Origin of the sequence: Duganella violaceipulchra (assembly GCF_019166075.1) — a bacterium.
GTDB lineage: Bacteria > Pseudomonadota > Gammaproteobacteria > Burkholderiales > Burkholderiaceae_D > Rugamonas > Rugamonas violaceipulchra.
The window spans coordinates 25,014-46,055 of record NZ_JAHTGR010000031.1; the positions used below are offsets into that span (position 1 = coordinate 25,014).

17 protein-coding genes and 4 tRNA genes are annotated in these 21,042 nt (G+C 64.4%); 7 read left to right on the plus strand and 14 right to left on the minus strand.

The features are described from left to right. Positions 1 to 69: 69 nt before the first annotated feature. The 10 genes from KVP70_RS31300 to KVP70_RS31345 all read right to left on the minus strand — a co-directional run bounded on the left by KVP70_RS31300 (position 70) and on the right by KVP70_RS31345 (position 10,934). Complete coding sequence (locus tag KVP70_RS31300; RefSeq protein ID WP_369698899.1) at positions 70 to 2,403, minus strand: ATP-dependent DNA helicase; 2,334 nt, start codon at positions 2,401 to 2,403, stop codon at positions 70 to 72. After that, on the minus strand, positions 2,400 to 4,040 hold the full coding sequence (locus KVP70_RS31305; protein ID WP_217946288.1) for a VRR-NUC domain-containing protein: 1,641 nt from the start codon (positions 4,038 to 4,040) through the stop codon (positions 2,400 to 2,402). Before KVP70_RS31305 ends, KVP70_RS31300 begins: the two co-directional genes overlap by 4 nt. Before the next feature lie 103 nt (positions 4,041 to 4,143). Further along, positions 4,144 to 4,857, minus strand: coding sequence for a hypothetical protein (locus KVP70_RS31310; protein WP_217946289.1), 714 nt, complete (start codon positions 4,855 to 4,857; stop codon positions 4,144 to 4,146). 218 nt (positions 4,858 to 5,075) lie between these two features. Next, entirely contained in the window at positions 5,076 to 5,312 is a 237-nt protein-coding gene (locus tag KVP70_RS31315; protein WP_217946290.1) for a hypothetical protein, read from the minus strand. Next, positions 5,309 to 6,076, minus strand: coding sequence for a hypothetical protein (locus KVP70_RS31320; RefSeq protein ID WP_217946291.1), 768 nt, complete (start codon positions 6,074 to 6,076; stop codon positions 5,309 to 5,311). The genes KVP70_RS31315 and KVP70_RS31320 overlap by 4 nt, the downstream gene beginning before the upstream one ends. A gap of 60 nt (positions 6,077 to 6,136) precedes the next feature. After that, positions 6,137 to 6,700 (minus strand): phasin family protein, encoded by a 564-nt coding sequence (locus KVP70_RS31325; protein ID WP_217946292.1) that lies wholly within the window; start codon positions 6,698 to 6,700, stop codon positions 6,137 to 6,139. A 68-nt stretch (positions 6,701 to 6,768) separates the two neighbouring features. After that, a complete protein-coding gene (locus KVP70_RS31330) occupies positions 6,769 to 6,978 on the minus strand; it encodes a hypothetical protein (protein WP_217946293.1) in 210 nt (69 codons plus the stop codon). Between the two features lie 3 nt (positions 6,979 to 6,981). After that, positions 6,982 to 8,103: a GGDEF domain-containing protein gene (locus tag KVP70_RS31335; RefSeq protein WP_217946295.1), complete on the minus strand. Its 1,122-nt coding sequence runs from the start codon at positions 8,101 to 8,103 to the stop codon at positions 6,982 to 6,984. Between the two features lie 134 nt (positions 8,104 to 8,237). Beyond that, complete coding sequence (locus KVP70_RS31340; protein ID WP_217946297.1) at positions 8,238 to 10,433, minus strand: ATP-binding protein; 2,196 nt, start codon at positions 10,431 to 10,433, stop codon at positions 8,238 to 8,240. A 63-nt stretch (positions 10,434 to 10,496) separates the two neighbouring features. Continuing rightward, positions 10,497 to 10,934 (minus strand): winged helix-turn-helix transcriptional regulator, encoded by a 438-nt coding sequence (locus tag KVP70_RS31345; protein ID WP_217946298.1) that lies wholly within the window; start codon positions 10,932 to 10,934, stop codon positions 10,497 to 10,499. 125 nt (positions 10,935 to 11,059) lie between these two features. Between KVP70_RS31345 and KVP70_RS31350 the strand changes: the two genes are divergently transcribed. After that, entirely contained in the window at positions 11,060 to 11,908 is an 849-nt protein-coding gene (locus KVP70_RS31350) for an NmrA family NAD(P)-binding protein (protein ID WP_217946299.1), read from the plus strand. Positions 11,909 to 11,986: 78 nt separating this feature from the next. Here KVP70_RS31350 and KVP70_RS31355 read toward each other — a convergent pair. From KVP70_RS31355 to KVP70_RS31365, 3 genes are all read right to left on the minus strand, one after another. Next, positions 11,987 to 12,071, minus strand: a tRNA-Leu gene (locus KVP70_RS31355). Between the two features lie 179 nt (positions 12,072 to 12,250). Beyond that, positions 12,251 to 12,335: transfer RNA gene (locus KVP70_RS31360), tRNA-Leu, on the minus strand. Positions 12,336 to 12,510: 175 nt separating this feature from the next. Beyond that, a tRNA-Leu gene (locus KVP70_RS31365) sits at positions 12,511 to 12,595 on the minus strand. A 198-nt stretch (positions 12,596 to 12,793) separates the two neighbouring features. On the opposite strand from KVP70_RS31365, the gene KVP70_RS31370 reads away from it, so the two are divergent. Beyond that, the gene (locus KVP70_RS31370) at positions 12,794 to 14,398 is read left to right on the plus strand and encodes an ATP-binding protein (protein ID WP_217946300.1); all 1,605 of its coding nucleotides are present in this window, start codon (positions 12,794 to 12,796) and stop codon (positions 14,396 to 14,398) included. Between the two features lie 126 nt (positions 14,399 to 14,524). Further along, positions 14,525 to 15,628 carry a serine hydrolase domain-containing protein gene (locus KVP70_RS31375; protein ID WP_229225219.1) on the plus strand — a complete coding sequence of 368 codons (1,104 nt, stop codon included), beginning with the start codon at positions 14,525 to 14,527 and terminating at the stop codon, positions 15,626 to 15,628. A 90-nt stretch (positions 15,629 to 15,718) separates the two neighbouring features. Here KVP70_RS31375 and KVP70_RS31380 read toward each other — a convergent pair. Next, positions 15,719 to 15,803 (minus strand) — tRNA-Leu (locus tag KVP70_RS31380). Between the two features lie 343 nt (positions 15,804 to 16,146). On the opposite strand from KVP70_RS31380, the gene rnr reads away from it, so the two are divergent. The 4 genes from rnr to KVP70_RS31400 all read left to right on the plus strand — a co-directional run bounded on the left by rnr (position 16,147) and on the right by KVP70_RS31400 (position 20,978). Next, complete coding sequence (gene rnr, locus KVP70_RS31385; protein WP_217946301.1) at positions 16,147 to 18,660, plus strand: ribonuclease R; 2,514 nt, start codon at positions 16,147 to 16,149, stop codon at positions 18,658 to 18,660. Next, a complete protein-coding gene (gene rlmB / locus KVP70_RS31390) occupies positions 18,661 to 19,407 on the plus strand; it encodes a 23S rRNA (guanosine(2251)-2'-O)-methyltransferase RlmB (RefSeq protein ID WP_070359161.1) in 747 nt (248 codons plus the stop codon). It abuts the gene before it with no gap. A 135-nt stretch (positions 19,408 to 19,542) separates the two neighbouring features. Next, entirely contained in the window at positions 19,543 to 20,289 is a 747-nt protein-coding gene (gene cysE / locus KVP70_RS31395) for a serine O-acetyltransferase (RefSeq protein WP_217946302.1), read from the plus strand. A gap of 11 nt (positions 20,290 to 20,300) precedes the next feature. After that, positions 20,301 to 20,978 carry a YceH family protein gene (locus KVP70_RS31400; protein WP_020706131.1) on the plus strand — a complete coding sequence of 226 codons (678 nt, stop codon included), beginning with the start codon at positions 20,301 to 20,303 and terminating at the stop codon, positions 20,976 to 20,978. Positions 20,979 to 21,042: the final 64 nt, after the last annotated feature.

Genomic DNA, 21,042 nt, shown 5'->3' on the forward strand with positions numbered 1-21,042 from the left:
GCTTCCCGCTAGCGCGTTCAAGCCAATATAGCAGACATGCTAGTCACTGTTGATTGCATATTGCTATCATCATGGCGGCGGCGATGCTGCGCCCGCGACATCGATGCGCCACCAGGCCGGCATCAGCTGTTGTATTTCGGGACGGCCGAAGCGGTCGTCGATCAGGTACACGGTGCCGCGGTCCGATTGTGTCCGGATCACGCGGCCGGCGGCCTGCACCACCTTTTGCATGCCGGGGAAGGTGTAGGTGTAGTCGTAGCCGGCGCCGAAGATGGCGTCCATGCGTAGCCGGATCTGCTCGTTGACCGGGTTGATCTGCGGCAGGCCCAGCGTGGCGACAAAGGCGCCGATCAGGCGCGCGCCCGGTAAATCGACGCCCTCGCCGAAGGAGCCGCCCAGCACGGCGAAGCCGATGCCCTCGCTGTCGAGCGTGAAGCGGGCCAGGAACTGCGCCCGTTCCGCCTCGTCCATGCGGCGCGACTGGCGCCATACCGGCACCTCGGGATAACGTTCGGCGAACTGATTGGCGGCCTTGTCCATGTAGTCGAAGCTGCTGAAGAAGGCCAGGTAGTTGCCCCGCTGGCGGCGGTACTGCTCGCCCATCAGCTCGGCGATCGGGCGCAGCGATTGCTGGCGGTGCTGGTAGCGCGTGGAGATGTGGGCGGCCACCTGCACCGACAGCTGCTCGGCCACGAACGGCGATTCGACGTCGACCCAGGCCGTGGTGTCCGGCATGCCCAGCATGTCGCCGAAGTAGTTCCAGGGGCTGAGCGTGGCCGAGAACAGCGCGGTGCTGTGGGTGCTCTCGAAGCGCGGCTTGAGGAAGGGCGCCGGCACGATGTTGCGCAGGCACAGCACGGAGTTGGAATGGCTGGCGCGCGCGCCTTCCGACTTTTCGATATCGAACAGCGCGTGCTCGCCGAAGCTCTCGGCCAGCCGCGTGAACAGCAGCGCGTTGAAGTAGAAGGCCTGCAGATCGGCGTCGACATACGACGGATGGTCGGCCATGTAGTCGGAGATGGCGGTGGCCGCCGTCTGCAGCGCGCCCATGAATTTTTCCGGCAGCGCGGCGTAGGACTGGTATTCGGCCGACTGGTCTTTTTCCAGCTGGTTCCACTGGCGGTGCACACGGTCCAGCGGCTTCTTCAATTCTTCGGGGACCAGCTTGCGCAGCAGGCGCAGCGCGGCATGCTCCATGTCGGCCGAATACATCTTGCGCGCGCGAGAGACCATGTTGTGCGCCTCGTCCACCAGCACGTTGACCTTCCAGTCGTTGAGCAAGGTCAGGCTGTGCAGCATGGCGCTGAGGTCGAAGTAGTAGTTGTAGTCGCCGATGACGATGTCGCACCAGCGCGCCATCTCGCTGCTCAGGTAGTAGGGGCAGACCTGGTGCGCCAGCGCGACCGCGCGCAGCGTGTCGCGGTCCAGCGCGAGCAGGGTGGGGGCGGAGTCAGCGGACGCGGGCGGCAGCATGAGGTCCAGCGCGGCCTGGCGCGCGGCCGGCAGGCGGTCGTAGAAACCCCTGGCCAGCGGGCAGGAATCGCCGTGGCAGGCCTGGTCCGGGTTGACGCAGGCGCTGGCCTTGGACGCCATCTCCAGCGTGCGCAAGGGCAGCAGCGGCGCGCCGCTGCGGATCACCTCGACCGCGTCCAGCGCCATCTGCCGGCCCGAGGTTTTCGCGGCCAGGAAGAACAGCTTGTCGACGCCGTGCTCGGCGCTGGCTTTGAGCATCGGGAACAGGCTGCCGACGGTCTTGCCGATGCCGGTGGGCGCCTGCGCCAGCAGGCACACGCCGCGTTTGCTGGCCTTGTACATCGCCTCGGCCAGCTGGCGCTGGCCAGAGCGGAAGTCCGCGTGCGGAAAGCGCATCGCCTTCAGTTGCAGGTCGCGTTCGGCGCGGTGCGCCATTTCCTGCTGTGCCCACTGCAGGAACAGCGTGCATTGCTGCGCGAAGTAGGCCTGCAACCCGGCGGCCGTATGCTCTTCCTGCAGCACGGTTTCCTTCTGGCTGCCGATGTCGAAGTAGACCAGCGCCAGGTTGACCTGGTCCAGTCCCTGGTCGGCGCACAGCAGGTGGCCGTAGATCTTGACCTGCGCCCAGTGCAGCTGGCGCTGGTTGTCCGGCATCTTCTTCAGGTCGCCGCGGTAGGTCTTGATTTCCTCCAGGCGCCGGGCGCGCAGGTCGTAGCCGTCGGCGCGGCCGCGCACGTGCAGCGGGCCGAAATCGCCGCACAGCGCGAGCTCGGTCTGGTAATCGTCGTCGCGCCGCGCCGTCACGACGGCGTGGCCGGCCATGCCTTCCTGCGCCGTCGGCGACGGCGTGAAGCGCAGGTCGAGGTCGCCGGTCTTGGCGGTGAACTCGCACAGCGCGCGCACGGCGATCGTGTAGCGAGGCACGCTCAAGCCGCCCATTGCAGGTAGCAGACCGAGATCGGCATGTCGTGCGTGGCGCAGTAGGCTATCCAGCGCAGCTGGTTGTCCTGCAGGCGGTCGCCCGGGCCTTTGACTTCGATCATGTTGTAGCGGCGCTCGGCCGGCCAGAACTGGATCAGGTCGGGGAAGCCGCTGCGGTTGGCCTTGATGTCGGCCAGGATGCGCTCGAAGGCGCGCTTCAGGTGCAGCGCCGGGATGCAGTCCAGCGCCAGGTCGAGCAGCGCCGGGTCCAGCGCCTCCCAATACACAAAGGGCGACTGGATGCCGGCCTTGGCGGCGAAGTTGGCGCGTATCGTGGCGCGGTATTGGTCGCCGTCGAGCTGCGCCAGCGCGGCGGCGAACTGCTGCGCGCGGCGGCGCTGGAAATCGGCGCTGTGCAGGTCGGCCGGGCCGCGGTGGTAGGGATGGAAGAAGGCGCCCGGTATCGGGCTGAACACGGCGTCCCAGCACAGCAGGCCAAACAGCGAGTTGATCAGCGCGTTCTCGACGTAGTAGACCGGGGCGTCGGCGCGCGTCAGGTGGTCGCGCACGACGAACTCGACGTAGTTCGCTTGCGGCGGCGGCGGCAGGCTGAGGTCGATGCGCAGCGGCTGCGCGGGCGCGTGCGGCGCCGGCTTGGCGTGGCCCAGCTTGCGCGCCAGGCGCGGCTGCATGCGCAGCAGTTGCTGGCGTTCGGCTTCGCTTTCCGGCGCCTGCAGCGCCGCTTGCAGCAGCTCGAAGGCGGCGCGCGGCTGTTCGTTTTTTTCCAGCACGCGCACGGCGCGCGCGCGGGCGCCGGGGTAGTTGCAGCTGGCGTACAGCGCGTGCGCGGCCGGCCAGTCGGCCAGCTTTTCAAGGTGCTGGGCGATCTGGAAGGTCAGCTTGTCGCGGCGGCTGCGCAGCCATTCGTTGTCGGCCGGGCAGGGCGGCAGGTCGCGGATCACGTCGGCCGGCGCTTCGCCTTCGATGAAGCGTTCATGGCAGCGGTGCAGCGCCAGGAAGTCGTCGATGTCGCGGCGGCTGCGGAAGCCGCGCGCGGCCGGCGAGAAGTCGACCTTTTCGTACTGGTAGATGCCGAGGTCGGACAACACGAACTCGGTCCAGTCCTGGTGGTAGTTGCCGAAGAAAATAAGCCGCAGGCGGTCGCACAGTTCCTGCGTCAGGTTGCGGTAGCAGTGGTCGCCCGAGCCCTGGTACCAGCCGGAGTAGCGGTGCTCGCCTTCGTACTGCGCGCGCAGCGCTTCCAGCTGGTCGGCCTTGCGCAGCTGGCGCAGGTGCGGGGGCAGCTGGAAGATCTTGCCGATCTCGGGTTTTTGCAGCAGTTCGAACAGCTGGTCCAGGTCCAGCGCCGGGTCTTCCTCGATCAGGCCCAAGGCAACGAGCGGACGGGCCGCCTCATGCGTGCTGCCGATCTCGGCGTACACCAGTTTGCTGGCGCGGAACACCGTCCCCTTGCGCATCACCATGCGCACGAACAGCGCGCGCGACGCTTGCGGCAGGGCGGGGAAGGCGGCCAGGAAGTCGCGCTCCTCGGCGGTCAGCAAGTCGTCGTAGCGGTCGCCTATCCACGTCAGTACCTGATGGAAGTTGTCCAGGTAGTACAAGGGATTTTCTAGAACTTTGATCATTGCCGGAATAAGCTGCCGCGATAGCTGTGTTTATGTACAGTGTATCGTGTTCGGCGCCGCTTGCCCAGCAAAATAAAAAGTTGGGCGATCTATTGAATCGTCTTTATTGATTTACCACGTCGCCTCTGGGCTCGTTGCGGTGCTTGGTGACCTCTCTGCATCTGGCTCTCAACTTGCGCAGGACGGCCGGCCCAATGCCCTTGAACGCCAGTAGCTGCTCGTCTGTCGCCAGTTCGATTTTTTCGGGAGTATTCATTGCAACTTCCCACATCGCAGTCGCAGTATCTCGGGGGAGACTAGGAACTGTAGCAAGAAAGCTCGGAAAGTAGTAATCGCAAATTTGATCGACGTGATGGCCGGGGTGTGCAATGAATTGCTCCCACTGAGGTCGCGTTAGTTCTGCCGTGATTAGCTCCCGGCGCTGTTGAATGGTCCCTTGGGCTTCGGCCGCCGAACGGACTACGATCAGAAATTTTAGGTAGGCGCCGCCATCCAGCGGAATGGGACCGATAGGTGACGCCATCATTGACTGCGGCCCTTCATCAATGTCGATTCCCATAGCCCGAAAACTTTTTAGCTTTGGCTGCCAATAGCCATGTTCCGACGGAAGGTGAGCGGGATGCAGGGTCTTATCATTATGTTCGTTGCCGTGTTGAAGCAGGAACCTTAATGGAGTATCAAAGCGCAGCGGCACGCGGTAGACCCAACCGTCGTGTAGATCATCACGTTGTAGAGGGTGAAGCATCTCTAACTCCCGAACCTCCGCCTCGATTTTCTTGATGTCGAGTTCAAACTGCGCAAGGCGAGTGATTTGCATGCGAGGGTAGTTCGCAGACAGCGCTTTTAGTTGCGCCAAGTGGTCATTGGCGACACCGAGCCTGGATATGCGAGTCTCAAGGACTGTGCTCTTAGCCGCGATCTGCGCGGATTCGTTCACAATGCGAACATGATTTTCCGCTTGACGCAAGATGAACGGCGGTACCTGAGGCTCCGCAGGTGAAGGCTGAAGCAGCTACCGAAGGTATCTCCAGACCTTCATTTGCCCAACTTTTTACGAGCTAAACCGAATTCCGGGATATTAATAGCCGAAGAGCTGAATAGTGATTCCTGCATATCGCGGGGAATGGGAGTTCCGCCCAGTGCGACGCGAATCTTGCCTTCCGTCGGCTGGACCTCACGCTCAAGGACTATATGCATGGCGGCCCGTTTGGAGCGGCGTACAGCCGCTTCGAGCTTGTAGCTGGTGCTTTGGGCTTTCTTTGCGGTTGTCATGGCTGCTGCTCCTGCAATGCCTCGTACAGATAGTTTAGCAGAACGTTCCAACTACGGCTCCCGGCGGTCAGGTCGAATTGCATTCTTCGTCCTGTGCCATGCGCTGCCCACCATCCAGGCGCTGCTGCAATGACTTCTTGTACCGTGTGAGCGGAGTCCAATTCCCGTATCGGGAAACGGTTCAATTCAGCAGGAATGACGGGGGCGTCAAAGCCGAATTTTGGCCATACGTCATAGCCGATGAAGCTGTCGGGATCATTTGGTTCAAGCGGCCCCATTCCGGCGGCGAAGAGGCTGATATGTTGAAATCCCAGTCGGTATGCGGTGATGGCCATCAGTCCGAACGACACTGTCGCCAAACGCTCGGGGGCATTGTGCGTGAGCATGAGCCGGCGAATATATAGCGCATCCAGCCACATGGCAGGTCCGATCTCGTCACGGAATGCAATCACGCTATTGGTTTCGTCTTCGGCGAGAAAGGGATTGCTGGACTGGATATCCAGACCAGCCGGGGCATCGGCGTTTTCGCCCACCTTCAGTGCCCAGACTATGGAGCCGTCAGGAATCATGAACAAGCGTCCAACCGTCACTTCATCGAGATCCAGCACGTCGCCGGCCTGGCGTTCAAGGGTCATACCTTGCAAACGGTTGTTATGGCGATCGTAGAGTTCGCCCTGGAAGTAGTCGCGTGCGACCTCATGTGCTAGCAGAATCGCCTCAGCGCGCATCAGGTTCTGATCGTCGAACTGTTGGTCAGGATGCATGGATCCGGAAAATATAAAGCCAGGCGCGCGGGCCTGGCTGGTGCGGGGAGTTGAACGAGCTTATTTTTTCGCGGCCTTGGCCGGTTTGACGGTGTTTTGATCGACCAGGGCGTTGGCCTTGGCGATTTGCGTTTCCACCGCTTCGACCGCCTGCTTGGTGGCCTTGGTCACCTGCTCGTAGCCGCTGAAGGCGTTGTCGATCGCGGTCTTGACGATCTGCACCGCGTTCTCCGATCCGGGACGCACGTTCTTGGTGACGTCGTAGATCAGGGCGCTGAGCGTGCTCTTGGCTTCGGTCATGTGGGCGTCGGCGGCGCGGGTGAATTCTTCGCGGATCTCGGCGATGATGCTGCCCAGTTGCTGGTTGTAGGCGGCGGCGCCGGCCACGCCCGGTTGCATCTTGGCGGCGGCCAGCGACATGGCGGCCTTGGGATCGGTGGCCTGGCTGATTTCCTTGCCGGTGGCGAGGCCGTCTTCCAGCTGGGTTTTGGCGGTGGCCATGTTCAGGGCGACGACCTGTTCGACGCCTTGCACGGCTTTGCTGGTCAGGCTATTGAAGGTTTCGAGTTGAAATTCAAACAGTGCTTTGGTGGCGTTGGCAAATTGTTCGGGATTTGTAAACATACAGTCTCCTCAAGATGATGAAATGTAGCCAGTAATGCCCCGGGGTTCCCCCTGTTATTGCGACCCCATTATTTAGCAAGAACCAACTTTTCGCAACGGCTATCTTTATAGGGGCCCGAGTCTTTTTCCCAGCCCGGCCCCAGCGGCGTCTGCGAGCAGCTGAGGTAGTTGTCGATCTTGCTGCGCCACTTGTACCACGGCGCCGGACCGGCGTTGAGACTGCTGCAGCACAGGGCCAGCAAGGCGGCGGCCAGCGCATAGCGCTTGATGTGGATCATAGTTCATACCAGTTGTCGTGAGCAGACGCGGTTGCGGCCGCCGTTCTTGGCAGCGTACAGCAATTCGTCGGCCGAGGCGATCATGTTGAGGTGGGCTTCGTGGGCGGAGGTCGCGAAGTCGACGCTGGCCACGCCGAAGCTGGCGGTGATATGGATCTGCTGGCCATCATACGCGACCGGCGTGTCGGCCAGCGCGTGGCGCAGGCGCTCGGCCAGCAGGACGCCGCCGTCCAGGTCGGTCTCCGGCAGGATCAGCAGGAACTCCTCGCCACCGTAGCGCACCACGCTGTCGACGCTGTCGCGCGTCATCGATTGCAGCAGGGCGCCGAAGCGTTGCAGCACCGCGTCGCCGCCGTTGTGGCCGTAGGTGTCGTTGACCGCCTTGAAGTGGTCCAGGTCGCTCATGATGACCGTCAGGCTCAGCCGGTAGCGCTGGGCGCGCGAGATTTCCGTTTCCAGCAGCTGCTCGTGCAGGTGGCGCCGGTTGTAGCAGCCGGTCAGCGGATCGCGCACCGACAGGTTCTTGAGCACCGTCTGCGCGCTGTATTCGTCGCGCAGCAGCAACTGGTAGCGGCGCGCGGCCACGTAGCCGAACACATTGGTCAGCGTCAGCAGCGCCGCCATCGTGGCCAGCTCGACCCGGCGCAGGTCGCCCAGCTGCTCGGCCAGCACGATGAAGCCCAGCGTGGCCGGCGCCGCGATCGCGGCCGCGTACAGCAGGCGGTTGGGAATGTAGATGTAGATCACGATGACGACGATGGACATCGAAATCGCGTGCAGCGAGAACTCGCCCGGGCGCAGCGCGGCGATCAGCAGGAAGCCGGCCGCGCCCGCTATCTCCACCACGCTGGCCACGCCGCGCGTGACCGGGAGGGAATCGGGCCGGCGCCGCAGCAGCACCAGGCCGCCCAGCGCGGTGACCGCCACCAGCAGGCGCGCACAGGCCAGCACCGCCGTGCGCAGGCTGTAGCCCAGCCAGATCGCGTCGGTGGCGGCAAAGCACAGGTAGAACAGGGAGCAGAAGACAAAGGTCACGCGCAATTGCGCCTGCGTCATCGCCAGGTGGTGGCGCAGGAAGGCGCGTTCGGCCGCGGCGTCGCTGAATTCGCAGCGCAGGGTGGCCATCTCCGTTTTCGCAGGCTGGGCAGGATGTGGGTGCACGGGACTAGTCTCTCCGCTGGGCGCCGGCTGTTTGCCGGTCTGATACAACCTATTATACGGCTGCAATAATTGCGCAAAGGAAAATTGTTGAGCCCGGGTCACAGTGGGGCCGCCCGTGGCAGGCGCATGGTGAAGGTGGTGCCGGCGCCCAGCTGGCTGACGACGTCGATGTGGCCGCCCAGCACCCCGGTGACGATGTTGTGTGTAATGTACAAACCCAGGCCGGAACCGCCGGCGCCAAGCCGGGTGGTGAAGAAGGGGTCGTAGATGCGCGGCAGGTTGGCGCTCGGGATGCCGTCGCCATCGTCGGTCACCGACATGGCGATCTCGCCGTTGCCGGCGTCCTGCGCCCGGATCGTGATGGTGCCGTGACCGCGGCCGTTGAAGCCGTGCGTGACGCAGTTGTCGATCAGGTTTTCCAGCGCCTGGAGCAGCGGGCCGGGATAGCTGTCGAGCTCCAGCCAGTGTTCGACCTCCTCGACCAGCACCAGTCCATGCTGCTCGATCGCGGCCTGGGTCGATTGCAGCAACTGGGCCACCAGGTGGCCCAGCACGAAGTGGCTGCGCTGCGAGCTGCCACTGTCGACCGCGATGCGGCGGAAGCCGGCCACCAGCGCGGCGGCGCGGTTCAGGTTGCGCAGCACCACGGCGTCGGCGTCGGCCGCCTGTTGCAGATAGCTTTCCAGCACCGAGCGCCGCAGCCCGCCTCCCAGGTCGCGCCGCAGTTCGGCCGTGCGTTCGCTCATGCTGCCGGCCATGGTCAGGCAGTTGCCGATCGGCGTGTTCAGTTCGTGGGCCACGCCGGCCACCAGCGCGCCCAGCGCCGCCAGCTTGTCGCGCCGCACCAGTTCTTCCTGTGTCAGGCTGAGGTTGTCCAGCGCCGTGGTCAGCTCTTCGTTGGCGTGCTCCGCTTCCTCTTTCGCGCGCAGCAGTTCGGCGGTGCGCGCTTGCACCAGCTCTTCCAGGTGTTCGCGGTGGCGCAGCAGTTCGGCCTCGCGCCGGGTGCTGGCGATGGCGATGCCGGCCAGGTGGCTGGCGGCCTTGATCAGGCGGCGGTCGTCTTCGGTCGGGCTGCGCGGTTCGGGGTAGTACATGGCGAAGCTGCCCAGCACCGTGCCGGGGTCGAGCAGGATGGGCATGGCCCAGCAGGCGCGCAGGCCGTACTGGACGGCGATATCCTTGTACGGCGCCCACAGCGGATCGTGGTAGGTGTCGCTGACCACCACGGTTTCCTTGCGGTGCACGGCGGTGCCGCAGGAGCCGGCCACCGGACCGGCCGCCAGGCCGTGGATGGCCGCCATGTACTCGGCCGGCATGTTGGGACCGGCCGCGCTCAGCAGCGTGACACCGTCGGCCGCCACCAGCATCACCGTGCACAGCACCGGCGGCGCCTGCGATTCGATCAGCAGCGTCAGGCGTTCCAGCGTGTCGCTCAGGGGCGCGCCGCGCGCGATCATTTCCAGTACCTGGTTCTTGCCGTCGCGCAGCTGTTCGGACAGCTTGCGGCCGGTGATGTCGACGATGCGCACATGCATCAGGCGGTGTTCGGGCGTGTTCAGCGGCACCATGCGCAGTTCGCACGGGATCTCGCGGCCGGAACTGTGCAGCACCGACAGCTCGAACACCTGGACCCCGCCGGCGATCACCTGGTCGACATAGCCGGCGAAGGCTTCGGCCGAGCCGCGGCCGTCGGGCTGCTGCGGCGGGCACAGCGCGGGCAGGGTCGCCTGCACCAGCTCGGTCTCGGTGGCGCCGAACAGGATGCGGGTCTGGCGGTTGACGTCCAGCACGCGGTTGCTGCCGCGCTGCATCAGCAGGATGGCGTCCGGCGAGCCGGACAGCATGTGGTGGTAATTGACTTCCAGCGTCGCCATGGTCGGCATGTCGGCCGCCGGCGGGGCTGGCGAGATCGCCTTCAGCTCCAGCAGCACGCGTTCGGCGATGTCTTCGGTGGGCAGCGACAGCGGCAGGTAGGCGTTGACGCCGGCTTCGCGGGCGCGCTCGCGCTCGTGGGGACTGGGGCTGGCGGACAGCAGGAACAACGGCAGCTTGTCGCCGCAGGCGGCGCGCATGCGCAGGCACAGTTCCAGCCGCGCGCTGCCGGCCAGCGCGACGTCGAGCAAGGCCAGCGCGACCTTGCCGCCGGCGGCCAGCGCCAGCGCCTCGTCGCCGCGCCGCACCAGTTCGACCCCCAAGCCGTGGCGGGCCAGCATGATACGGAGCAGGACGAGATCGAAGTTCGTATTGGTGGCGACCAACACGAGGTTGGGCTGATGGGGGAGTGACGGCTGCATGGGTGAGGGTTTCCGCTCCGCAGTACGTGATAACAGCCAGTGTCACAGGATGGGCGGGCCGGGTCAAGCCTTTCTACTGGCCTGGGCCGCCGCCAGCGCAGCCTCGTCCTGGGCTTGCCGGATCAACGGGAAGTTGTCTTCGATCCAGTCGACCAGCACTTCCAGCCGCTCGGCCGCCTGCCGCCCCAGCGGCGTCAGGCTGTATTCCACATGCGGCGGCACCACCTGGTGCGCCACCCGCAGCACCATGCCGTCGGTGGCCAGCGCGTCCAGGGTCTGCGCCAGCATCTTCTCGCTGACGCCGCCGATCTCCCTGCGCAGCTGGCTGAAACGGTGGGTGCCATCCAACAGCACCACCAGCACCAGCACGCCCCAGCGGCTGGTGATATGCCCGAGCACGAGGCGCGACGGACATTCGGCCGCCAGCACGTGGGCGCGCGGGTCGCCCAGCTTGCCGGCCAGCGTCTTGCGCAGGGAACGGCTGGATTTGGTTTGGTTCATAGTGTACTTGCTCCGGTCAGGGGTACTTACCAAATTGTACGTACTTACAATTCGTAAGTATAGGTCTTATTATAGACCCAACCGCGCGGAAACCTCCCCGTGGCAGCCTATTCGAAGGAAACAACATGATTATCGTTACTGGTGCAACCGGCCAACTGGGCCGTCTGGTGATCGCCCGCCTGTTGAAAACCGTCCCCGCCGCGCACATTGTCGCCGCCGTGCGCAATGTCGCCAAGGCGGCCGACCTGGCCGCGCAAGGCGTGCAGCTGCGGCGTGCCGACTACAGCGATGCGGCCTCGCTGGATGCCGCCTTCCATGGCGCGAGCAAAGTGCTGCTGATCTCGTCGAGCGAACTGGGGCGGCGCGTGCCGCAGCACCGCAACGTCATCGACGCCGCCGTGCGCGCCAGGGCCGGGCTGCTGGCCTACACCAGCGTGCTGCATGCGGATACCTCGACGCTGGCGCTGGCCGCCGAGCACCGCGAGACCGAGGCGGCGGTGCGCGCTTCGGGCCTGCCGTACAGCTTGCTGCGCAACGGCTGGTACGTGGAAAATTACACGGGCGGCCTGGGCGGGGCGCTGGCGCATGGTGCGCTGGCCGGCGGCGCGGGGGAAGGGCGGATCGCCGCGGCGGCCCGTGCCGATTACGCCGACGCGGCGGCGGCCGTGCTGACCAGCACGCAGGCGGTCGAGCAGGTGTACGAGCTGGCGGGGGATCACGGCTTCACGCTGGGTGAGCTGGCGGACGAAGTGTCGCGCCAGTCGGGCAAGCACATCCCTTTCCACAACCTGCCGCAGCAGGAGTATCGGGAGATGCTGGTGGGTGTGGGCTTGCCGGCGCCGCTGGCAGAATTGATCGCCGATTCGGATGCGCAGGCCGCCAAGGGCGCGCTGGATGACCGCAGCGGCACGCTGGGCCGGCTGATCGGCCGTCCGACCATCACGCTGGCGCAGGCTGTCAAAGCGGCGCTGTAATGAAAAAAGCCTCCCATCTGGACAGAGCGCGATCTTGAGCGCGCTCTGCCTGATGGGAGGCTTTTTTGCGGAATTTTTTGGTGCCCACGGAGGGACTCGAACCCCCACACCTTGCGGCACATGGACCTGAACCATGCGCGTCTACCAATTCCGCCACGTGGGCACTGTTACTGCTTTGCTGCTCTCTGCTACGTGTGCTGCAACAGAGGCCCGAATCTTAAAGGAGGGCTGGCACCTCGTCAATAGCGTTTTCGTGCTTTTATGAAATAATTCCCCGCGAGGACAATGAAAAAAGCCCCCATCTGCTTTTCAGCTCGATGGGGGCTTTTTTGCGGAATTTTTTGGTGCCCACGGAGGGACTCGAACCCCCACACCTTGCGGCACATGGACCTGAACCATGCGCGTCTACCAATTCCGCCACGTGGGCACTGTTACTGCTCTCTGCTGCGTGTTCGGCAACAGAGGCAGCATCATGCCGCATGGCGGCGCTGCCGTCAAGGGGGTACTGCGAACCGACGTAGAAATGAAAAAAGCCTCCCATCTGGACAGAGCGCGATCTTGAGCGCGTTCTGCCTGATGGGAGGCTTTTTTGCGGAATTCTGTGGTGCCCACGGAGGGACTCGAACCCCCACACCTTGCGGCACATGGACCTGAACCATGCGCGTCTACCAATTCCGCCACGTGGGCACTGTTACTGCTCTCTGCTACGTGTTCTGCAACAGAGGCCAGAATCATAGGGGAGCGGCGCATTGCCGTCAAGAGCGAAATGCTGATTTTTGATAAAGATTGCACCGGACCACACGCCTGATTTGCTGCTTGCTTGTTTGCTCACACTTTCGTAAGCTCCTGAATGCTGGCCCCGTTATCTAGGCAAAGGAGTAGGCGATGGATACATTGAGCAGCTGGTTCGGCAGCCAGGGCTTCATGCCGCACGGTCACTGTTTTCTTTGGACGCCGTCGATCCTGTGGCTGAGCGTGATTTCCGACGCGCTGATCGCGCTGGCCTACCTGACCATTCCGATCACGCTGCTGTACTTTATCCGCAAGCGCCGCGACATGCCGTTCGACTGGATGTTCATCGCCTTCGGCATTTTCATCCTGGCCTGCGGCAGCACCCACGTGGCCGACATCTGGGTGATCTGGCACCCGGACTACTGGCTGTCGGTGATACTCAAGACGATCACCGCCGCCGCCTCGATGGTGACGGCCGTCGTACTGGTGCGGCTGGTGCCGGTGGCGCTGCGCATACCCAGCCCGGCGCAGCTGGAGGCGGTCAACGCCGAACTGCAGCGCGCCAATGCCGAGCTGCGCATCGCCATGGAGCGTGCCGAAGTGGCCAACCGCGCCAAGAGCGCCTTCCTGGCGGCGATGAGTCATGAGTTGCGCACGCCGCTCAACGCCATCCTCGGCTACACCCAGATCCTCAAGCGCGACAAGGGCTTGACGCCGACCCAGAAGAACGGCGTCGGCACGATCCAGCAGGGCGGCCAGCATCTGCTGGCGCTGATCAACGACGTGCTCGACCTGTCGCGGGTGGAGGCGGGCAAGATGGACTTCCATCCCAAGCCGGTGGTGCTGGCCGACCTGCTGTCGGTGGTGGCCGACATCATGCGCGTGCGCGCCGAACAAAAGCAGCTGCGATTCGAATTGGAGCTGGTGGCCGGCCTGCCGGAGGCGATCAGCGTCGACGAAACCCGCCTGCGCCAGGTGCTGCTGAATTTGCTGGGCAACGCCGTCAAGTTCACCGACCGCGGCACGGTGCGCCTGCGCGTGCTGCCGCTGCCTGCCCGGCCTGGCGCCGCCGCCGATACCGCCACGCTGCGTTTCGAGGTGCACGACGACGGCATCGGGATCGCCGCCGACCAACTCGACACCATCTTCCGTCCGTTCGAGCAGGTGGGCGACGCGTCGCGCCGCGCCGGCGGCACCGGGCTGGGCCTGGCGATCAGCGGCCAGCTGGTGCGCTTGATGGGTGGCGAGCTGAAAGTGGAAAGCAAGCCAGGAACAGGGAGCCGCTTCTGGTTCGATGTGGCGATGCCGCTGGCGGTGGCGCCTGCCTCCGTCAACAGCGACGGCCACAACGCCACCGGCTACCTGGGGCCGCGCAAGACCATCCTGGTGGTGGACGACGTCGCCACCAACCGCGCCTTGCTGCGCGATCTGCTGGGCGCGCTGGACTTCCGCATGCTGGAGGCCGACAACGGCGCCGACGGCTTGTTGCATGCGCAGTCCGGCGTGCCGGATCTGGTGCTGCTGGACATGGTGATGCCGGACATGGATGGCATCGAGACCACGCGCCGCCTGCGTGCCGACGTCCGCACCCGAACCATGCCGGTGTTGATGATTTCCGCCAGCTCGACCCCGGAAGAGGAGGCGCGTTCGCGCCAGGTGGGCGCCAACGGCTTCCTCAGCAAGCCGGTCGACGAGCTTGAGCTGCTGCGCGAGATCGGCGTCCACCTCAAGCTGGAATGGAGTACGGCGCCGGAATGATTCCTGCCGGGGCCGCCATACATGACTTCCGGCACTCTCTGTTCGCCGCGCCGCTGACATAGCATCGTTCCCATCGACTCGCCGCATGCGACACACGCGGCGGTCCCACTTTTTCGATGGGCGGATATGGTTACGCGACGCGATGTGATGATGCTGGGCCTGGGCGCGCCCCTGCTGAGCGCCTGTGGGGGCGGCGGCAATGCCGGCGGCGGGCGGGAAAATGTGGTCGCCTCGGCGATCGTCGAGGACGACTGGCGCACGGCGGCGCCGGAGAGCGAGGGCGTGGCGGCGGCCGCGATGCAAAGCCTGCTGTCCGAGGGCGCGCAGATTCCGGAGATGCGCAGCCTGCTGGTGGTGCGCAACGGCAGCCTGATCGGCGAACGCTACTACGCCGGCGGCAAATCCTCCGACCTGCGCCACATCCGCTCGGCCACCAAGACCGTCGGCAGCCTGCTGGCCGGGCAGGCCATCCGCGACGGCAAGATACGCGGCGCCACGGCCACGCTGGGTGCGTTGCTGCCCAGGGAGCTGGCCAAGATTCCTGGCTCCGTTGCGGGCAATATCACGCTGGCCCAGGTACTGCGCATGCGCAGCGGGCTGGAGTGGGATGAGGACGTCCATATGCAGGAGCTGTTGCATACCCCCGACCTCACCAGCCTGGCGCTGAGCCTGCCGGTGGCGCCGCTGGGGCCGAACGGACCGTACTGGAACTACAACAGCGCCGTCTCGCATCTGGTGTCGCCCATCGTCGCCGATGCGTATGGCGAGGACACGCTGGCGGTCGCCACGCGCAACCTGTTCGCGCCGCTCGGCATCCGCCAGGTGGCCTGGCAGCGCGACGCCACCGGCACGGTACTCGGCTCCTTCGGCTTGCAACTGCGGGCGCGCGATCTGATGAAGCTGGCGTGGATGGCGCTCGACGGCGGCATGTGGCAGGGTAAATCCGTGGTGCCGGCCGCCTGGCTGGCCGAGAGTTTTACCAATCATGTGCATATCGGCCCGATCGGGGATATGAGCGATGTCGGCTATGGCTATTTGTGGTGGCGCGGCATGCTAGGTGGCCACCAGGTGATCACCGCCTACGGTTTTGGCGGGCAGTTGGCCATGCTGGTGCCGGACTTGCGCATGACCATCGCCACGGCCGCGCTGTGGGACCTGCCGATAGACAAGGGTGGGGCGAATGAAATGCTGATCTTTAACCTGATCGGGCGCTTCCTGTCCAAGCTGTAAAAGCATGCACAATGAAAAAAGCCTCCCATCTGGACAGAGCGCGATCTTGAGCGCGTTCTGCCTGATGGGAGGCTTTTTTGCGGAATTTTGTGGTGCCCACGGAGGGACTCGAACCCCCACACCTTGCGGCACATGGACCTGAACCATGCGCGTCTACCAATTCCGCCACGTGGGCACTGATGCTTCTCAACAACTCTGCTATTATAACGACGGGGAGAGTTTTGCGCCAGATGAGCTTTCGCTCCTTACTGCACATCAACCCTGTCTAGCAGTTTCTCACTTTGCCGCTGTTTTTCAACATTGTCGCTGCGAGAGACCAAGATTATAGAGGAATTTTGCGGGAAGTCAAACGCCACAACATAAAAAATCCGCTTGAATTCGCAAAACCGGTCGCAAATTAGTCAATCAGGGCGTTTCCAAGTACACTACGCCTGTCGTCGTGTCATATATATGCACCTGACGATTTTGCCAGGCCGGATTTCCTCTGAACACTGTCAATAATAACTACAGAAATACTTTTGAACCAATCTACCCATACCATTCCCAGCCGGGAGGAAATTCTCGGCATCTTCCGCAGCGCCAAGGCGCCGCTCGATCTGCGCGCACTGTCGAAGTCGCTGAAGGTCGCGACCGAGGCCCAGGCCGTGTTGTCGCGCCGCCTGAACGCCATGCAGCGCGACGGCCAGATCGTCTCCGACGATAGCGGCCACTTCTCGCTGGCCACCGAAACCGGCTTCATCGCCGGCCGCGTCGCCAGCCACAAGGACGGCTTCGGCTTCGTGATCCCGGACGAGCCGGGCGAAGACCTGTTCCTGCCTGAAAAGGAAATGCAGAAAGTCCTGCATGGCGACCGCGTGCTGGCCAAGGTCATCGGCGTCGATCGCCGCGGCCGTCCGGAAGGCACCATCGTCGAGGTGGTCACCCGCGCCAACACCCACATCATCGGCCGCCTGCTGAACGAGAACGGCGCCTGGATCGTCGCGCCGGAAGACCAGCGCATCGCCCAGGACATCCTGATCGAAGGTGCTATCGGCAAGGCCAAGGCTGGCCAGGTCGTCAGCGTTGAATTGACCGAGCAGCCGATGCGCTTCAAGCAGCCGGTCGGCAAGATCGTTGAAATCCTGGGCTCGCTGGACGACCCCGGCATGGAAATCGAAATCGCCGTGCGCAAGTTCGGCGTGCCGCATGTGTTCTCGGACGGCGCGCTCAAGCAGGCCGACAAGCTGCCGGACCACGTGCGCGACGCCGACCTGGCCGACCGCGTCGACCTGCGCGACATCCCGATGGTTACCATCGACGGTGAAGACGCGCGCGACTTCGACGATGCGGTCTACTGCGAACCGGTCAAGATCGGCCGCACCAACGCCTACCGTCTGCTGGTCGCGATTGCCGACGTCAGCCATTACGTCAAGCCGAACGACGCGCTCGACGCCGACGCGCTGGAACGCAGCACCTCGGTCTACTTCCCGCGCCGCGTGATTCCCATGCTGCCGGAGAAGCTGTCCAACGGCTTGTGCTCGCTGAACCCGGCGGTCGACCGTCTGACCCTGGTGTGCGACGCCGTCGTCACCGCCAAGGGCGAGATCAAGGCTTACCAGTTCTATCCGGCCGTGATCCACTCGGCCGCGCGCCTGACCTACACCGAAGTGGCCGACATTCTCGGCAACACCAAGGGACCCGAGGCCGCGCGCCGTCCGGGCATCGTGCCGCACCTGCTGAATTTGTACGAGGTGTACCACGCCTTGCTGAAGGCGCGCACCGAACGCGGCGCGATCGACTTCGAGACCACCGAGACCTATATCGTCTGCAACCCGTCCGGCAAGATCGAGAAGATCATCCCGCGCACCCGCAACGACGCCCACAAGCTGATCGAAGAATGCATGTTGACCGCCAACGTCTGCGCGGCCGACCTGCTGATCCGCCACAAGCATCCCGGCACCTACCGCATCCACGCCAGCCCGACCGCTGAAAAGCTCAAGCAGGTGCGCACCTTCCTCAAACAGGTCGGCCTGACGCTGAATGGCGGCGACAAGCCGGCCGCCAACGACTACGCCGTGCTGATGAAGCAGGTCAAGGAGCGCCCGGACGCGTCGCTGCTGCAAACCATGCTGCTGCGTTCGATGCAGCAGGCGGTCTACTCTCCCGACAACATCGGCCACTTCGGCCTGGCGTATGAGGCTTACGCCCACTTCACCAGCCCGATCCGCCGCTATCCGGACTTGCTGACGCACCGCGCCATCAAGGCCATCCTGCTGGGTAAGAAGTACGAGCCGAAAGTGGCCAGCACCAGCGTGCTCAACACCAACGTCTCGAACGCCACCCGCAAGCAGCAGGCCAAGGACAAGGCCGAAGGCAAAGAGAAAAAAACCGTCGACCTGACCGTGTGGGACGCGCTGGGCGTGCACTGCTCGGCCAACGAACGCCGCGCCGACGAAGCGTCGCGCGATGTCGAAGCCTGGCTGAAGTGCTACTTCATGCAGGACAAGCTGGGCGAGGAGTTCACCGGCATCATCACCGGCGTGACCACCTTCGGCATCTTCGTGCAGCTGGACCAGTTGTTCGTTGAGGGCCTGGTGCACATCACCGACCTCGGCGCCGACTACTTCCAGTACGACGACGCCCGCCACGAACTGCGCGGCGACCGCACCGGCAAGAAGTTCCAGTTGACCGACCGCGTCAGCGTGCAAGTGGTGCGCGTGGACCTGGAAGCGCGCAAGATCGATCTGCGCCTGGCCGGGGCCGACGCGCCGCCGCCACGCGCCGACAAGTCCGATGCGCAGTCCAAGGACCGCAAGAGCAACATCAAGCCGGGTCCGGGCGTGCCGAAAGCACAGCCGCTCAAGGCCGTCGCCAAGGGCCAGTCCGACAGGACTGGCGCCGGCAAGCCTGCCGCAGCCAAGCCGGCCGCGGCGAAGACCGCCGCCAAGCCCGCCTCCAAGGCGCGCGGTGGCCGCAAGACTAATGCCGGGGCGGCTGCTCCGGTAGCACCCCGAGCAGCGAAGACTGTCTCAAAAAGTAAAAAGAAGCGATAAATGAGTAAGAATAAAATGATTTTTGGTTTCCACGCCGTGACCTCGCGTTTGCGTCATGAAGCGAGCTCCGTGGAAGAGATTTTTGTCGACATCGGTCGCGACGACCGCCGCATGAAGGACCTGGTCGCCAACGCCAAGGCCGCCGGCGTGCGCGTGATGCCGGTTGATTCGGCCCGCCTGGACAAGATCGTCGGCACCCGCCGCCATCAAGGCGTGATCGCCTTCGCGTCGCAGCTGGCGCTGGCGCGTAACCTGGACGAGCTGCTGGACGCCATCGAAGGCCCGCCGTTGCTGCTGGTGTTGGACGGCATCACCGATCCGCACAACCTGGGCGCCTGCCTGCGCGTGGCCGACGGTGTCGGCGCCCACGCGGTGATCGTGCCGAAGGATCGCGCGGTGGGCTTGAACGCCACCGCCGCCAAGGTCGCCAGTGGCGCGGCCGAGACCGTGCCTTACATCACCGTCACCAACCTGGCGCGCACCCTGCGCGACTTGAAGGACCGCGATATCTGGCTGATCGGCACCTCCGACGACGGCGAAAAAGGCCTGTACGAAGCCGACTTCACCGGCCCGACCGCGCTGGTCATGGGTTCGGAAGGCGAGGGCATGCGCCGCCTGACCCGCGAGACCTGCGACATGCTGGTCAGCATTCCAATGTTCGGTTCGGTTGAGAGCCTGAACGTCTCGGTCGCATCCGGCGTCTGTCTGTACGAGGCACGCCGCCAGCGCATCGCCAAAGACATTTAAGCGATACGATTACCCGGCGGCCTGCGACGAGGGCTGCCGGGGCTCAGCCTTGACTCCCCTCCCTGCAAGCCGCTTCCCAGCAACCCACGACCGAATACGCTACCATGAGCGTTTCCGTTGCACTCCTGACCATCCATGTTCCATCGCCTGCGCCAAGACATTAACAGCATCATCGAACGCGATCCTGCGGCCCGCAACGCCTGGGAGGTGCTGACCTGCTACCCCGGCTTGCAAGCCATCGTCATGCACCGCTGGGCGCACTGGTGCTGGACGCACAAGATGAAATGGCTGGGCCGTTTCATTTCCTACCTGGCCCGCATCGTCACCGGCATCGAGATCCATCCCGGCGCCAGCATCGGCCGCCGCGTGTTCATCGACCATGGCTTCGGCGTGGTGATCGGCGAGACCGCCGAGGTGGGCGACGACTGCACCATCTACCAGGGCGTGACCCTGGGCGGCACCTCGCTGCACACCGGCGCCAAGCGCCATCCGACCTTGGCGCGCGGCGTCATCGTCGGCGCCGGCGCCAAGGTGCTGGGCGGCTTCACGGTGGGCGAGTACGCCAAGGTCGGCTCCAACGCCGTGCTGCTCAAGCCGGTGCCCGCGGGCGCCACGGCGGTCGGCAATCCCGCCCACATCGTCCAGAAGGAGCCGGCCTCGGCGGCCAGCGCCACCGCCAACCTGTTCAGCGCCTACGGCGTCACGCCGAACGGCGACGATCCCTTGTCGAAGGCCTTGCACGGCCTGATCAGCCATGCGGTGAAACAGGAAGAGCAGATCGAACGCATCCTCGCCACCATGAAGGCGGCGGGCTTGCACTGTCAGGGCGTGCCCGAATGTGATAAATTGAACTCAGACCAACTCAACAAGCTTGTTGAATAAGGAAGCCGCTTATGGAATCGTCGCCCGATGGCGTTGAAGTGCTGGACCCGTTTGAAATCCGCGTGCTGGCCGTGCTGGCCGAGAAGGAAGCGCTGACGCCGGATAACTATCCGCTGTCGCTGAACGCGCTGGTCAACGGCTGCAACCAGTTGTCGAGCCGCGACCCGGTGATGGCGTTGTCGGAAGAGACGGTGGCTGAGGTGCTGCAGCGGCTGATGCAGCGCAAATACGTCAACGGCATCACGCAGGCGGGCGCGCGCGTGACCAAGTACGAGCACCGGATGCGCATCAAATGGTCGCTGGAGCAGGACAAGCTGGCCGTGTTGAGCATCCTGATGCTGCGCGGCCTGCAGACCGCCGGCGAGATCCGCACCCGCACCGGCCGCCTGCATGATTTCAAGTCGGTGGCCGACGTCGAGCAGGCGCTGCAATTCCTGATCGACAAATATCCGCCACTGGTGTCGAAGCTGGCGCTGGCGCCCGGCACCAAGGAGCCGCGCTACGGCCAGCTGCTCGGTGGCGAAGAGGCGCTGGCGAGGGAAGAAACCGCCGCCAGCATGGGCGGTTCGGTCAGCGTGGCCGGGCAGGGCGGCCGCGTCGCCGCGCTGGAGCAGGAAGTCCAGCAACTGCGCCAGCAGGTCGAAGACCTGAGCGCGCAGTTCGCGCAATTCCGCCAACAGTTCGAATAACGTCGGGGGTCAAGTCTGAACCGAGCTGGGCTGCAAAAATCCGCAGTCCCAACCGCACTCTTTG